This window comes from Companilactobacillus musae, assembly GCF_003967595.1.
Classification (GTDB): Bacteria; Bacillota; Bacilli; order Lactobacillales; family Lactobacillaceae; genus Companilactobacillus; species Companilactobacillus musae.
On record NZ_BIFW01000005.1, the window covers coordinates 203,033 to 217,115 of the forward strand.

11 protein-coding genes and 1 pseudogene are annotated in these 14,083 nt (G+C 33.8%); 5 read left to right on the forward strand and 7 right to left on the reverse strand.

Annotated features, from left to right (window positions below; translation table 11 throughout):
• The first annotated feature begins 12 nt into the window (after positions 1 to 12).
• Positions 13 to 1,671, forward strand: coding sequence for an MrfA Zn-binding domain-containing protein (gene drmB / locus LAB100_RS11710; protein WP_246001320.1), 1,659 nt, complete (start codon positions 13 to 15; stop codon positions 1,669 to 1,671).
• Between the two features lie 968 nt (positions 1,672 to 2,639).
• On the opposite strand, the pseudogene LAB100_RS11715 reads toward drmB, so the two are convergent.
• The 4 genes and pseudogenes from LAB100_RS11715 to LAB100_RS08710 form a co-directional block, all read right to left on the reverse strand.
• Positions 2,640 to 3,206: pseudogene (locus tag LAB100_RS11715) on the reverse strand (AAA family ATPase); the annotation flags it as partial.
• On the reverse strand, positions 3,203 to 4,393 hold the full coding sequence (locus LAB100_RS08700; RefSeq protein ID WP_119326790.1) for an exonuclease SbcCD subunit D: 1,191 nt from the start codon (positions 4,391 to 4,393) through the stop codon (positions 3,203 to 3,205). The pseudogene LAB100_RS11715 and the gene LAB100_RS08700, both read right to left, overlap by 4 nt.
• 161 nt (positions 4,394 to 4,554) lie before the next feature.
• Entirely contained in the window at positions 4,555 to 5,028 is a 474-nt protein-coding gene (locus tag LAB100_RS08705; protein ID WP_119326791.1) for a NanQ anomerase/TabA/YiaL family protein, read from the reverse strand.
• A 493-nt stretch (positions 5,029 to 5,521) separates the two neighbouring features.
• Positions 5,522 to 6,931, reverse strand: coding sequence for a C69 family dipeptidase (locus LAB100_RS08710; RefSeq protein ID WP_119326792.1), 1,410 nt, complete (start codon positions 6,929 to 6,931; stop codon positions 5,522 to 5,524).
• A 167-nt stretch (positions 6,932 to 7,098) separates the two neighbouring features.
• Between LAB100_RS08710 and LAB100_RS08715 the strand changes: the two genes are divergently transcribed.
• On the forward strand, positions 7,099 to 8,052 hold the full coding sequence (locus LAB100_RS08715; RefSeq protein WP_119326793.1) for an aldo/keto reductase: 954 nt from the start codon (positions 7,099 to 7,101) through the stop codon (positions 8,050 to 8,052).
• A 237-nt stretch (positions 8,053 to 8,289) separates the two neighbouring features.
• Here LAB100_RS08715 and LAB100_RS08720 read toward each other — a convergent pair whose 3' ends face one another.
• Entirely contained in the window at positions 8,290 to 9,132 is an 843-nt protein-coding gene (locus tag LAB100_RS08720; protein WP_119326794.1) for a mechanosensitive ion channel family protein, read from the reverse strand.
• 423 nt (positions 9,133 to 9,555) lie between these two features.
• Complete coding sequence (locus tag LAB100_RS08725) at positions 9,556 to 9,807, reverse strand: hypothetical protein (protein WP_119326795.1); 252 nt, start codon at positions 9,805 to 9,807, stop codon at positions 9,556 to 9,558.
• A gap of 184 nt (positions 9,808 to 9,991) precedes the next feature.
• Between LAB100_RS08725 and LAB100_RS08730 the strand changes: the two genes are divergently transcribed.
• On the forward strand, positions 9,992 to 10,576 hold the full coding sequence (locus tag LAB100_RS08730; RefSeq protein ID WP_119326796.1) for a peptidylprolyl isomerase: 585 nt from the start codon (positions 9,992 to 9,994) through the stop codon (positions 10,574 to 10,576).
• Between the two features lie 65 nt (positions 10,577 to 10,641).
• On the forward strand, positions 10,642 to 11,553 hold the full coding sequence (locus tag LAB100_RS08735; RefSeq protein ID WP_119326797.1) for a prenyltransferase: 912 nt from the start codon (positions 10,642 to 10,644) through the stop codon (positions 11,551 to 11,553).
• Here the strand turns inward: LAB100_RS08735 and LAB100_RS08740 are convergent.
• Complete coding sequence (locus LAB100_RS08740; protein WP_119326798.1) at positions 11,512 to 12,396, reverse strand: LysR substrate-binding domain-containing protein; 885 nt, start codon at positions 12,394 to 12,396, stop codon at positions 11,512 to 11,514. The genes LAB100_RS08735 and LAB100_RS08740 overlap by 42 nt on opposite strands.
• A gap of 99 nt (positions 12,397 to 12,495) precedes the next feature.
• Between LAB100_RS08740 and LAB100_RS08745 the strand changes: the two genes are divergently transcribed.
• Positions 12,496 to 13,515, forward strand: coding sequence for a YeiH family protein (locus LAB100_RS08745; RefSeq protein WP_119326799.1), 1,020 nt, complete (start codon positions 12,496 to 12,498; stop codon positions 13,513 to 13,515).
• Positions 13,516 to 14,083 lie beyond the last annotated feature (568 nt).

Consider the following 14,083-nt stretch of genomic DNA (forward strand, 5'->3'; position numbering starts at 1 on the left):
GAGCAAAAGATTATGGTAAAAAATGAATTTCAAATTAGACAATCTCAATTAATAACTCCATTTGGAATTGGATCACTTGTAAATGTTAATAATCAATCCTTGATGATTAAGGATTCTCAATTTTGGAATTTTGATAATTGTAAAATATTTCATGATATTAGACTAGAAAAAGTAATGAATTCAAATGGGTTCATTGAACCGCCGGTAATGGATAATGAATCTTATGGCAGTGAATCTTATGTTCCATGTGTTAATTTCCCACAATGGTATTTTTCACCTACTGATCACCAGTTAAAAAGATATCGTGCATGGAAAGAATTGGCGGGAACAGGAAATGAAAATTCATTTAAATATTGGCCATTTAAAAAAAATTCTAAGAGAAGAAGAGTTGAGTTAATACCCGTTAGAATTATATGTGTATGTCCTAAAGGACATGTTCAGGATTTTCCATGGATAGAATGGGTCCATCAGAATGATGATCCTCAGAATGACAACCATGAATTGGAATTATACAGTACTGGGTATAGCGGTGGAATTGATGATTTATCTGTTAAATGTACTACTTGTAATAAAAAAAGAAGTCTTAGAGGTATATTTTCAGATAAATTTAATAAAAAACTGGAACAAATGCATGTTAGCTGTAATGGAAAGTATTTGTGGAAAAAAGATGATATTGGTAGTGAATGCAAAGAGCCATTAACCGCTATATTGAAGAATGCATCTAATTTTTATTTTCCAAATATTTCTGTTTCGGTAAATATTCCTTTCGAGAATGATGAAACAATTGAAATTATAAAAAATGACGAAGATTTCAAAGTAGTAATGGATAAAGTCCATAAAAAAAATCTATCAAAAAGTGAAGCTAGTGAAAAACTAGATATGTTTTTGGAAGATATAGCATCACGAGTTGGAAAATCGAAGGACAAAGTCGTAGATGTAATTTTTGACAATATTCTTAATGAATCTGAAAGTAATGATATTTCTGATCAGATTATGGATTATCGCAGAGCTGAATTTGAAGTCTTATCTGGAAAACGTGATTTTGATAAAGAATCTGGAAGATTAAATATATTAGAATATGACGATCATGATTTAAAAGGTAATGGTTTTGACTATTCTAATATCATTTCAGGGGTCACATTGGTAAAACAACTGGAAGTTGTTAATGTACTACGTAGTTTTAGTAGAATAAGATCAACTGATACTGATTCTATGAAAGAGAACTTAGAAACAACTGGAGATGAAGCTGAAGTAAAAGAAGTTTCTTTAAAGAGAGTTCAAACTGATGGTAAGTACGTTGGCATGAGATTTTTAGGGGAAGGAATATTTATTTCTTTCAAAAAAGAATCTATTAATAAATGGGCAAATAAAGTAAAAAATACGAATATTGGTAAGAATATATATAATAAAAAAGTTAGATTTGAAGATGATAGAAAATATTTGAATCCTTCCTATTACATGATTCATACGTTTTCACATATTCTAATTAAAGAATTAAATAATTCATGTGGATATTCTTCTTCCGCGTTGAAGGAAAGACTCTATTTTTCAGAAAGTGAAGGAGAAGAAATGTATGGAATATTAATATATACTTCTAGTTCGGATTCTGAAGGTACCTTAGGCGGTTTGGTTAAACAAGGTTCGCCAGTGACTAACTCTTGTTGTAATTGAGCAATCATTAATTTTTGGCGGTTACTTTTTTGTGCTTCATAGTCGATCTGCAAGTTATTGAGTAATTCGGATTTTTGTTTGAAATCTGAATTCAACTTATCCAAATCTATTTTAGTTTTATCAACTTGCTTTTTTAAAGTATTTTGGGAGTTTTCAAGTGGAGATAAAGCATCAATCGTAGAATCTCGTTCGAGAATTAAATTATCCTTTTTAGTTTGTAACTCATCTAAGGAAACTACTTTTTGACTTTTCTCATCGATATCTTTTTGAAGTTTATTGATTGCTTCAGTTTCTGATTGAATCGTTTGTTTTAGAGAGTCTAGTTGAGGTTTTAATTGGTTCAAATCAGTTTTGATTTTTTCTACACGTTGAACTTTTGGAATCAGAATAGATAGGTCTTTAGACTGTTGTTGCTGATTTTTAAAGTCATCAGTTTTAGAAGTTAGTTGATTGATTTTTTCTTTAGCTGAATCATATTTTTGCTGTGCTTCAGTCAATTTGTCAGTTGCTACTTGCTGATTTTGTAAGATATCTTTTTGTGAATTGTTAGCTTTATCAAGGTCTCTGACGATATCTTTTAAAGGTTGGGCCCAGTCCAATTCAGCTATATGAATATTTTTAGCGTCTATTTCGTCTGATTTGTCCAAAATTTGAGTTTGATATTTATGTTCATTGGCCGCTAGATCATCAAATTGTTTTTGAATGGTCATGGCCGATTGATATTCTTGATTAGCTTTATCCCAAGAAAAATTAGCTTGAGTCTCCTTGGAATGGGCTGCTTCTGAATTATGTTGACGGTTTTCTAGATGCTGTTCCAAAACTGTTATTTTTTGATCGTCATTGGCTTTGATCAAAGAGTCTTTTTCGTCGTCAGACCAAATTGGGGAAGTATATTGACTATTTAGGGCGGACTCATACTCAGAATTAGTTTGTTTGGCTTTGTCAAAACGAACTTTTAATTTAGCTACGAAGTCAGTGAAAATTTGTGTACCAAAAATCTTCTTTAAGATTTCTTCTTTTTCACTAGTTTCGGATTTCAAAAATTCAGAAAAATCATTTTGAGGTAGTAGAATTATTTTCTTAAATTGCTCAGCGGATAATTTTAATATTTCATCGATGTCACTACCAACATCACGTGGGAGAGTGGCTAAACTTTCAATTTCGACACCATCAACATCATCGACAACTGCTAGTGAAGCGGTTGGTTTACGTTCAACTAGTCCCGTACCACGTACTTTGGCTAGGTATTGACTAGGTGTTCTTTCGACTTTATAGATTTTTCCATTTTGTTCGAAGTAGAAAGTAACTTTAGTTGGTTTATTGTCGGGAGCAAATTGACTACGCATTTCTTTAGCTTCACGATTACCAGTAGTGGTAGAAAAGAGGGCAAAGGTCATGGCGTCAAAAATGGTTGATTTACCAGCACCAGTATCGCCACCAATTAGGAAGATTGGGGATTCTTCAAGTTTACGAAAATCAATTATCGAATGTTCATGTGGTCCAAAATAATTCATTTCTAAATAGACTGGTTTCATTTGTTTTCCCTCTCTACTTCGTTGAAGACGGAATCAACGAGTTTCTTTTGTCTGGATGACAATGGTTTGTTGGTGATTGTTTGGAAGAACTTGCTGACAGTTTCTTCCGGACTTATTTGAGTAATATCGGTTGTTTGAATATTTTGCTCAGAAGTGTTGGCAAGATTTTCGTAATTTAGTTCTATGACAGTACCATAACGTTTTTCCAATTCAGCTCGAGTATTAACACGGGTGTATTGGCTACGGTCAAAATCTTTAACAGTAATAGCAAACCAGGCATCATGTGTTGGTTGTTTTTTATAGAATTCTTCATCACAAAGTGTTTCCCAAGTTTCCTCTAGAACAATTAGATCAGTTTGAGGGGTAAGAGGTTTGAATTCACGATTAATACCATCATTATCGATGGTCACAATATCGACACCTTTACCTTGATTTTTCATGCGAGCTTCTTTGACGTTAAATTTAACAGGACTTCCTGAATAACGCACAGTGTCACTTGGAGAGGCAAAACGAGTATGAATATGTCCCATCATTACATAATCAAAATCTTTGAAATTATCGGTTGTTAAAGTAGCTAGTCCACCGACTTGAGAGGTCGTCTCACTAGTTAATTCGATATCTTCGTCCTTTTTAGCTGAGACAGCAAAGTGAGTAATTAAAATATGTTTTTTGTCAGTCTTAAATTTCTTTACCATATCGGAAACGACTAAATTCATGGCATCACCAATAGAAGTGAGCTTTTTGATACTTTCTTTATCGGATACCCTTTCTTGGTAATAAACTCTAGCATCTAGGGGATCGAAAAATGGCAACATGAAAATTTGTGCATCATCAGTTTCAATTGGTGTAAAAGCTTCTTTTAAAAGGGTATTTAAATAGAAAGATGTATTTTGCATCCACTCACGTCCGTAATTCAAACGGGTAGCACTATCATGATTTCCAGAAATGGCGTAAATAGGAAAATGATTCTCTAAGTTGATTTCTTTAAACATTTCATTCAAAGCTGTAACAGCTTCGGGACTAGGGACGGCTCGATCATAAATATCTCCAGCAATAACAATACCGTCAACTTTTTCATCTTTAGCAATCTGTAGTATTTGTTTAAAAGCGTACTTTTGTTCATCTAAAAGTGAATATCCATTTAGTGTTCGACCGATATGCCAATCGGCGGTGTGTAGTAGTTTCATTAATAATCCCCTCCAGTTGTTTTCATTGTAGCAGAGTGACACGACACTATTTGTCTTTTATTTGATAAAAGCATATCACTTTTTAAGAACATATGTTTGCATAAATAGCAAATAAAAAAGCAAATTCATAATTAGTGAATTTGCTTCAGAGAGATATCAGATTAATTTAAGATTAAGTCCTTAGGAATCTTAACAACAACTTTCTTAATAGGAACAGTTCCATCAAGATTCAAACCAGGTTCGTGAGCATCTTCAGCGAAGAATACACAAACATCGCCAGTTGTTAAATGCATTTTAGTAACTGGTTCGTAGAATTTCTTGTAGAAAAGAGCATCGTTTTCTTTTAACTTGTCTTCATCGAGCGTCAAGTTATCTTTATTAGTTGTTAGATCTAATTCATCACCGGATACAATAAATTGAACATCAATGTATGCTTGATGGCTTTCCCAACGACCTTCTTTTTCGGGCTTTGTGTCATAACTTTGAACAAGTGCGAATACACCGTCGTCTAGGTCATATTTGCCATTTTCTTTATTGATAAGATCCTTATCATCTAAGAAGTCTAGGACCATTTTAAAGGTCTTATTCTTTTTCATAAGTGATGCAGTTACGTCTTTAAGATTTGTATAGATCATGAATGCTTTCCCCCTTAATGTATAAGGATATCTTAGCACTAAATGTAAGGGCTTACAAAGATATTTGGGGATTATTTAGTCATTTTAACTAAATAATTGATTGTGAAATTAATCATTTCTAAATAGGAAAATTTTGATGCGAAATGAAGGTAAATTATGTGTTATTGAAGGATGTCGTCCTCCACAACAAGAAAATTTGGCTGGAACGTAGTGGGCACGAATTTGAACCATTCCTACGAAATGTTTCAAATCTCGGCCTTCTACTAAATCCGCAAAGTACGCGAATTAAGTAGAATTTCACTACTGAGCCAATTTTCTTGTTGCTCCGGACTGGTGATATCTTGCTAATTAATAATTTTTAAAGCTGAATACAAAAAAGAACAGTATCCATTAAGCGGCATTCAGGTAGACAAATGCCTGAAGTCCTTAATAGAGCTGTTCTTCTTTGTCTGAAAATCAAAAAATCTATATTTGATTGTATCAAACTAAAAAATTAGTCGTTCAAATTGTAACGAAGTTTCATATGTTCAGAACCCATAGTTACCATATCACCAAGTAATTTAGTTTGAAGTTCGAAGGCAGTATCAGCTAGTTTTTCATTGGCTTCTTCCAAGTACTTCTTAACTTTCTTTTGATCCTTAATGGCAGCGTCAGTTTCGTTTTGAATCTTACGATATGCACTCATGGCGTCTAGTTCATAGTCATTTCTCATATCAACGTATAGGTCGTAGTCAGTATCGCCGAGTAAAGCGGTTGTACAACTTAACCAGTACATATTATTCATATCGAATTTGCCAGTAGCATTTTTGTATTGAGCGGGTGTGTCTTTGACATTAGTGTAGAAAGGCACAACGGTATTAAAGGTATTGGCACCATAAGCTAACCAATGGATTCCGGCAATTTCATCGGGAACGTTATTTCTGATTTGAAGAATATGAACGTTATGATTTCTGTTGATACCAATTGGGCGGAAGAGTTTCTTTTCAGCTTCGGTACCATTTCCATAAACGTCATACTTAGTATTCTCAAAGTGAGAACTCAAAACAAATTTAACATCTTCAACTGAGATTTTACGGTTGGCGTGACAAATGAATGGTAGATCTTGTTCCATTGGATCATCAGTTGTGTCGTCAGGGCTGAAGAACTTTTGACCATACCAAGTACGAGGATTGTTGTAAACAGTATCTTTAATGGATGAACTACCGAAGATATGTCTCAAATTGTACTTGTCAAAATCAGGATTCAAATTATTGTTTTCAATCATGGCTTTTAAATCAGCTGAACAAAGAGTGTCATCTGAATCAAAATCGAAGTCATCAATGTTCATACGGTTAGGTGCGACAACATAAGCATCGTCAGGAATGCGAACGGCAGCCCAGTGATGTCCGCCGATTGTTTCCAACCACCAAACTTCATTATGATCGGCAAAAGAAATACCATTTGGTTCGTAAGTACCATATTTTTCTAATAAAGCGCCGAGACGTTTTACACCTTCACGGGCAGTTTTAGCATAGGGAAGAACGACAGTAACTAAATCTTCCTCACCAAGTCCGTTTTCAACAAATGGATCTAAGCCGAGAACACGAGAATTAGTTGTAATAGTTTCTGTAGCAGACATTGCAACATTTTCACTGTTGATTCCGGCAGCAGGCCAGATTCCGTTAGTCAAAATTGAGTTAGGCATTGATGTGTAACGTAGAGCCTTGTCAGGTAGGTCAACTTTCACCTTGCTAATAACTGAAGTATAAGTCTTTGGTTGATCTTCTGGGTTAACGACTACAAAACGTTGAGGGTCAAGGGCTTCGTGACCATCATCATTTCTTGAAATCATAGTTGAACCATCAATTGAAGCCTTTTTACCAACTAGAATTGAGGTACATGAACCTTTAATGCGTTTTTCCATTATTATAGAACTCCTTTGTAATCTCTAATGGTTTAATTATATCTGTTCTAATTAAGTTAGCCAAATTGTAAACAACAAAAAAATATTTTAAAAAAAGTAATTGACCTAGACCACACTCTAAGTATTATTCTTTAGTCGTTGAGAAATAAGAAAGGAATTTGATATTTATGAAACAACTAAATATTGGTAATACAAACTGGACTGCATCTGCAGTTGCACTTGGTATCATGCGTATGGAAGCTTTATCAACAAAAGATGCTGCTAAAGCCCTTGAAGCTGCTGTTGATACTGGAATAAATTATATCGACTCAGCCGACATTTATGGTATGGGTAACTCCGAAAAAGTATTCGGTGAAGCAATGAAGGAAGCAAACATCTCACGTGATGATGTTTATATCCAATCAAAGGGTGGAATCGTCTTTGATCCAGCCAGAAGTCATGGAAGTTTTGTTTTTGGCAAACGCTATGACTTTTCAAAGAAGCACATCATTGAAGCAGTTGATGGAATTCTTGATCGTATGCAAATTGATTATTTGGATTCATTCCTCTTGCATCGTCCAGATCCATTGATGGAACCAGAAGAAGTTGCAGCAGCTTTTGATGAATTACAAAAAGATGGTAAGGTCAGACACTTCGGTGTTTCAAACTTTAATCCACAACAATTTCAATTGATTCAAGAAGCAATTGACCAAAAACTTTTGATCAATCAACTTCAATTCAGTATTGCTCATACTGGCATGATCGATTACGGCATGCACACTAATATGACTGATGCACGTTCAATTAATCATGATGGTGGATTACTAGAATTTTCTAGACGTATGGGTACAACTATTCAAGCTTGGTCACCATTCCAATATGGTATGTTTGAAGGAACTTTCATTGGCAGTGATAAGTTCCCAGAATTAAATCAAAAATTACAAGAATTGGCTGATAAATATGGCGTAAGCAAGAACGCTATTGCAACAGCTTGGATTTTGAGACATCCTGCAAATATTCAAGTAATTATTGGAACAATGAATCCAGAACATATCGTTGATAGTGCCAAAGGTGCTGATGTCGAATTGACTAAGCAAGAATGGTATGACGTATACTTTGCAGCAGGCAACGATTTGCCATAAAGAATCAGAGAACTATATATGACTCATTTAGAAACAAACTCTTTAAACACACACCTATAAAATAAAACTGCCTTAATCATCGACAAAGCCGAGATCAAGGCAGTTGACAAAATCTATATTCCGAAAAGAAATAAGCAGGTTGATTTTGCGGCCAACCGTACAACTTATTTCACCATACTCCTTATAAAAAAAAGGGTCCCTTTAACTCAACTCTAGTTAAAGGGACCCTTTTGTGTTTTATTTTGGTAAATTAATTTGGGCATCTTTGATAGCAGTTAAATATTTTTCTAAAAGTACGTTTCGTACGTGGTATTGAGCTCCTGGTTTAGTATATGCAGCAACTTGAAGTACTAGTGTTCCATCATTTTGATTTGAAAATCCTACTATATAGGGTCTTTTAGTGATTTGTAGTTTAGTTAGATCAATATTTTTATTGATATCACTGATGATTCTGGTGATGTCATCAAAAGGAGCATCACTAGCAATGGGGATTTCCATCAAGGCTTGCATATTATTACGTGATTTGTTGCTAACGACGGTGATATTACGATTAGGAATGTAATTAAGAGTTCCATCGATACTTTGAATTTGAGTTGTTCGAATACCAACATAAGTAACTTGGCCTTCAATACCATTGACGCTGATCATGTCACCAACGCTGATTTGTTGCTCCAGCAAAATGAAAAAGCCGTTGACCATATCGGAAACAAAACCTTGAGCTCCAAGACCAATTGCCAAACTGAAAATTCCGGCACCGGCTATTAATGTTCCGACGGGAATACCGATAGCTGAAAGAATGGCATAGATCCAAAAGAACATTAGAATGTATTTGAAAATATTGAGTACCAACGTATAAATGGTATCTAGTTTTTTAGGAGAGATGGTAGCCTTGGTACCACGCAAACCAGTTTTGAAAATATGACGGATGATTTTTTTACCGATCCAGTTGATCAATAAAAGAACCACGGTTAATAAAATTAATTGGAAAACGACTGAAGCAACGTGCTGTAAGACGGATTCCCAATCAACCTTTAAAAATATATTTTTAATTAAGGTGTTAAAGTTCAGAGATGATTTCAAAATAACAATTCCTTTCAAAATTAGCGCTGAAACAATATTATCACAAAATGAAAAGGGATAATTAAATGGTAAAGGGTTCTTACTAGAAGCTATTTGCAGTGTAGACTTGTCGTCCTCCGCAACAAAGAAAATTGGGGCTGGAACGTAGTGGGCACGACTTGAAGCCTTTTGGCTTTGCCAAAAGGCTTCAAGCTCGACCTTCTACTAACCTCACTTTGTGAGCTAAGTAGAATTTCACTACTGAGCCCATTTTCTTTGTTACTCCGGACTAGTGTGTTATTTTTTATTAGTTATTTTTAAATCTGAGCAATGAAAAAGAACAGTATCCATTTAAATATTCAAGGCATGTAGATGTACCTGAATTCTTAAGATACTGCTCAATTTTTTAGCATATAATTTTTATTTGACTAGTTATCTCTTTTATTATTGCATGTAACTTTTAGGAACAAAATCTTCTACGGCAACGTATAAACGGTCGGATAGATTTTTGTATAAATCATGTTCACCTGTTAGTAATGTGAAGTTTAGATTGTCGCACGATTCGATTAATTTAATTGCGGCAGCAATTTTTAAATCGTCATGAGAATAGTCAATGTCGCTTTTACCAGTAATAGTAATGTCTAATTCGGGAGTGTCTTTTCCCAAAGTGTAGTCTTGAATGTTTTCTGTAATCAATTTTAAATCACCTCAAATTTGAATGAACTCATAAACTAACATATTTTTATATATAATGATATATAAAAAGACAAACTGTCTAGTGAAACAAAGAAGAAGTATCCAATCCTTTAAATGGCAAACGTTTGGCTTATGAATTAAATATGGTAAAGTAAGTTTACTTATACAAGAAGGGGAATACAAAATGACTTATCCACAATTAGATTTAGAAAATGCTACGGGTAGTGTAGCTACTATTAAAACCAATCATGGTGAAATTAAAATTCAATTATTCGATGAATTAGTTCCTAAAACAATTAAGAACTTTATCGGCTTAGCTGAAAAAGGATACTATAATGGGGTTATTTTTCACCGTGTAATTCCTGATTTTATGATTCAAGGTGGCGATCCTACTGGAACAGGTATGGGTGGCGAAAGTATTTATGGCGATAGTTTTGAAGATGAATTTACTGACCAACTATTTAATTTGGATGGTGCTTTATCAATGGCCAATGCTGGTCCTAATACTAATGGTAGTCAATTCTTCATCGTTTCTAATCAGAATATGCCTAAGCGTATGATCAAGGAAATGGCTGGAGCAGGCTATCCAGAAGAAATTATTGCTGCCTATAAGAACGGTGGTACTCCTTGGTTGGATCATCGTCATACCGTATTTGGTCAAGTAATAGATGGGATGGACGTTGTTCGTGAAATTGCTCGTGTTAAGCGAGATGGCAATGATAAGCCTAAAGAAGACGTAATTATGGAAAGTGTTGAAATTAGTAAGTAAAATAAAACGTGAGTTACTTCAAAATTAGAAGCAACTCACGTTTTTTATATCAAGGAGGGAAACGAATGAAAGGTATCAAAGAATTCTTTATTTTGACACAGATCTATTCAGTTGTAACTTCAGCAATGCCTGCTTTATTAGGGATGATGTTTGTTGGATTGTACTATAAGCAGTTTGACCTTGGATTAAGTATTTTGCTTTTTGTAGCAGTTGTCTTATTTCATTTGGCAGTCAATGTTCATAATCAGTATGTTGATTATAACAAGTATAAGAGTCAGCCTGATGTTTTCAAAAATAGTGTTAATAATACTTTGAAGGTCAATCAGATTGCTCCTGTAAAGGCAGTTCGATTGACGATTGTTTTAACATTGATTTCTGCTTTGATTGGCTTGTATTTAGTTTTTAAAACTGGAATTTTTGTTCTTATTGTTGGTATTATTAGTTTTTTAATTGGTTATTTATATTCTGGTGGTTTTAAGTCAATTTCTTATAGTCCATTTGGAGAATTGGTTTCAGGATTAACAATGGGTTACAACATAACGTTATTGTCTGTTTATGTTAATTTGGAAAATACTCCAGCATTTGAATGGAACTTTATTTTGAAAACAGCGTTAGTTTCGTTAGTAGCTGTTTTTGCTATTAGTAATATTATGTTAGCTAATAATATTTCTGATGAAAAAGAGGATCTAAAAGTTGGGCGAAAGACATTGGTGGCATATATAGGTCGTCAAAAATCTTTATTAGTTTGGATAATTAGTTACGCTCTGGGATATTTAGCAGTGATACTATCTGTCTTATTAGGATACTTGCCAGTTTATTCCCTATTGATCTTAGTTGTGACATTGCCTTTAGTGGTTATTAATAGTATTAAATTTATTAAGAAACCTAGTAAGGTATTAACTTTTGTTAATTCAGTTAAGAATGCACAGATTTTATTAGTTTCGGTAATTATTGGTGGAATTATTAGTTTGATTTAAAAATGATTCAGTAATCTCTTGATAGATATTTTTGAAATACGAATTTTTGAGAAAGACTAAATTGATAGGGTGTTCTATTTCAAAGCCCTTGAGATTTAGTTTTTTTAATTGTCCAGAATTTATTTCAGGTTTAATCAGGGATTCGTACATAAAACTAATACCAGAGTTTTGTTTGAGCAATTCAATAATAGTAGAAGGACTAGCAATTTCAGTTACATTTTTGAAATCGTTGAAATTATAGTTTTGAGTAGCCAACCAATTTTCAAAGATATTCCGTGTTCCAGAGCCGACTTCACGAATTAACAAGGGTTGATTGAAAAGATCTTCAATGGAATTGATAACTAGATCGTCATGAGAAACACAAATGAATTTTTCTTTTTTCACAAAAAAGGAATCAAATTCTTCTTTATTGAAATTGCCTTCAACTAAACCAAAATCAACTTTACCATCACGAATTTCCTGAAGAATGTGTTGAGTATTGTTGATTTTGGTTGTAGATATTTTTGTTCGAGTAGAAAGATGATGAATAAATTGCGGTAGTAAGGTTGAACTTAATGAAAGGGTACAACCCATTTTGAAGTTATCAGTATTGTTTTGCAGTGAACGGATGACTTTAGTGCTTTCAAGTTCAACCTGTTTGGCAAATTTAACTAATTCATTACCAGCCGTGGTCAATCGGATATGACCGTGTTCACGAATGACCAATTTGAGTTGTAATTCATTCTCTAGAGAACTGACTTGTTGAGAAACTGCAGGTTGAGTTATAAAAAGTTGGTTAGCAGTTTGAGTAAAAGATGAAGTTTTAGAAAGAACAATCAAGGTATCGTAACGTTTATCAAGCATGGCACACTCCTATATAAATTTTACTTATATATATCAAATAAATACTAATTTTTACTTATGATAATTCTATATTATCATCTAGTTCATGGAGGAATTAGTATGTATTCAAAATTTTTCGAGCGTAGTTTCTATTATGCTTTTGCAATGACGCTACTTTGCTCAATTATTGGAAGTTTCTTAGGGGGCCTTCCATACTTAACTATTATTGGAGCTTTAGTAATATCATTGATTCTGGGGATGCTATTTCAAATGTATCGACCAGCTATTGATCAAGCTAAAGTAGGTATTGGATTTATTTCCAATAAGTTTTTACGTTTAGGAATTATTTTATTAGGATTTAAACTTAATTTGATTGATTTAGCTCATGCAGGAGTTAAAACGATTTTGTTTGCGGTTTGTATTGTTACTGGAGTTATTATCTTAACTTATAATCTGGCTAGAAAATTAGGTGTTAATAAGAGATTAGCTATTTTAACTGCCAGTGGAACGGGAATTTGCGGAGCTGCGGCAGTAATGGGTATCTCACCACAAATCAAAGTTTCTAAGGAAGATGAAGCAGCTAAACATAATGAAGAAGTTTTAGCAGTAGCAATAGTCGCTATTCTAGGAACTGTCTTTACATTGATAGAGATTGCAATCAAACCACTATTGCATATGTCATCAATGCAGTTTGGAGTTATGGCAGGCGGATCATTACATGAAATTGCTCATGCGATTGCAACAGGTGGTGCTGGTGGATCGGTCAGTTTAAGTGCGGCTATCATAACTAAGTTATCGCGTGTACTTCTTTTAGCCCCAGCTGCTTTGATTATTGGTATTTGGTACCAACATCAAGAAAAGATCGAGGGTGGGGAAAAAGAAAAATTACCGATTCCTTGGTTCATGGCAGGGTTCTTACTAGCAAGTGTGATTGGAACATTCGTACCTATGCCTAGTGGTATTCTAGATTTACTAGTTAAACTAGCGTATTTAGTATTAGGGATGGCAATGGCTGCCTTAGGGATGAGTGTAAATTTCAAGGCTTTTCTAAGTAGTGGACGTAATGCAGTAATTGCTGCATTGTCTTCCTCGGTAGTATTATTGATTTTCACTATTATAGTAAGTAAGACTTTCTTTTAATATAAAGATATCTATTGTTTCTTGATAACAATGGGTATCTTTTTGTTTTTACAAGATGTCATGATGATTGAAAAGATCAAAAAGGGTGGTATAGTAATAGCCATAAAGATATGGGTGATTTTAGCCGTAGCTAATTTTTTAGACAACTAATAGGAAGAAACTTTTGCCAAAATAGTTAAGTTAATTAATTTGAAAAAAATATAAAAAAAGACTTGCATCGACTTATCTTTAACGGTAATATATTACCTGTTGTCACGACAGATGTAACAACGTCAACGGTTTGAAGATTTCTTCTTTCCAAGACGCTTCAAATTATTTTAAAAAAGTTCTTGACTTGATCTTGTAACTTCGGTAAGATAATTAAGTTGTCTGTTAGACATCACCTAACTTTTTATCATTTACTTGATATCTTGTTAGTAAAATTATTTTAAAAAGTTCTTGACATGTTATTGTCAGCTTGATAAAATAATTAAGTCGCTGATGAGCGTAAGCGCTTAATCAGCTGGTAGACCTTTGAAAACTGAACAAAGTTTTAACACTAAATTGTGTAGGCCAACATTTATTTGTT

What these genes read in the sequence shown, in the direction of transcription:
- drmB (WP_246001320.1), top strand. Translation starts at nt 13, where the DNA reads ATGGTAAAAAATGAATTTCAAATTAGACAATCTCAATTAATAACTCCA.
- LAB100_RS08700 (WP_119326790.1), bottom strand. Translation starts at nt 4,393, where the DNA reads ATGAAACTACTACACACCGCCGATTGGCATATCGGTCGAACACTAAAT.
- LAB100_RS08705 (WP_119326791.1), bottom strand. Translation starts at nt 5,028, where the DNA reads ATGATCTATACAAATCTTAAAGACGTAACTGCATCACTTATGAAAAAG.
- LAB100_RS08710 (WP_119326792.1), bottom strand. Translation starts at nt 6,931, where the DNA reads ATGGAAAAACGCATTAAAGGTTCATGTACCTCAATTCTAGTTGGTAAA.
- LAB100_RS08715 (WP_119326793.1), top strand. Translation starts at nt 7,099, where the DNA reads ATGAAACAACTAAATATTGGTAATACAAACTGGACTGCATCTGCAGTT.
- LAB100_RS08730 (WP_119326796.1), top strand. Translation starts at nt 9,992, where the DNA reads ATGACTTATCCACAATTAGATTTAGAAAATGCTACGGGTAGTGTAGCT.
- LAB100_RS08735 (WP_119326797.1), top strand. Translation starts at nt 10,642, where the DNA reads ATGAAAGGTATCAAAGAATTCTTTATTTTGACACAGATCTATTCAGTT.
- LAB100_RS08740 (WP_119326798.1), bottom strand. Translation starts at nt 12,396, where the DNA reads ATGCTTGATAAACGTTACGATACCTTGATTGTTCTTTCTAAAACTTCA.
- LAB100_RS08745 (WP_119326799.1), top strand. Translation starts at nt 12,496, where the DNA reads ATGTATTCAAAATTTTTCGAGCGTAGTTTCTATTATGCTTTTGCAATG.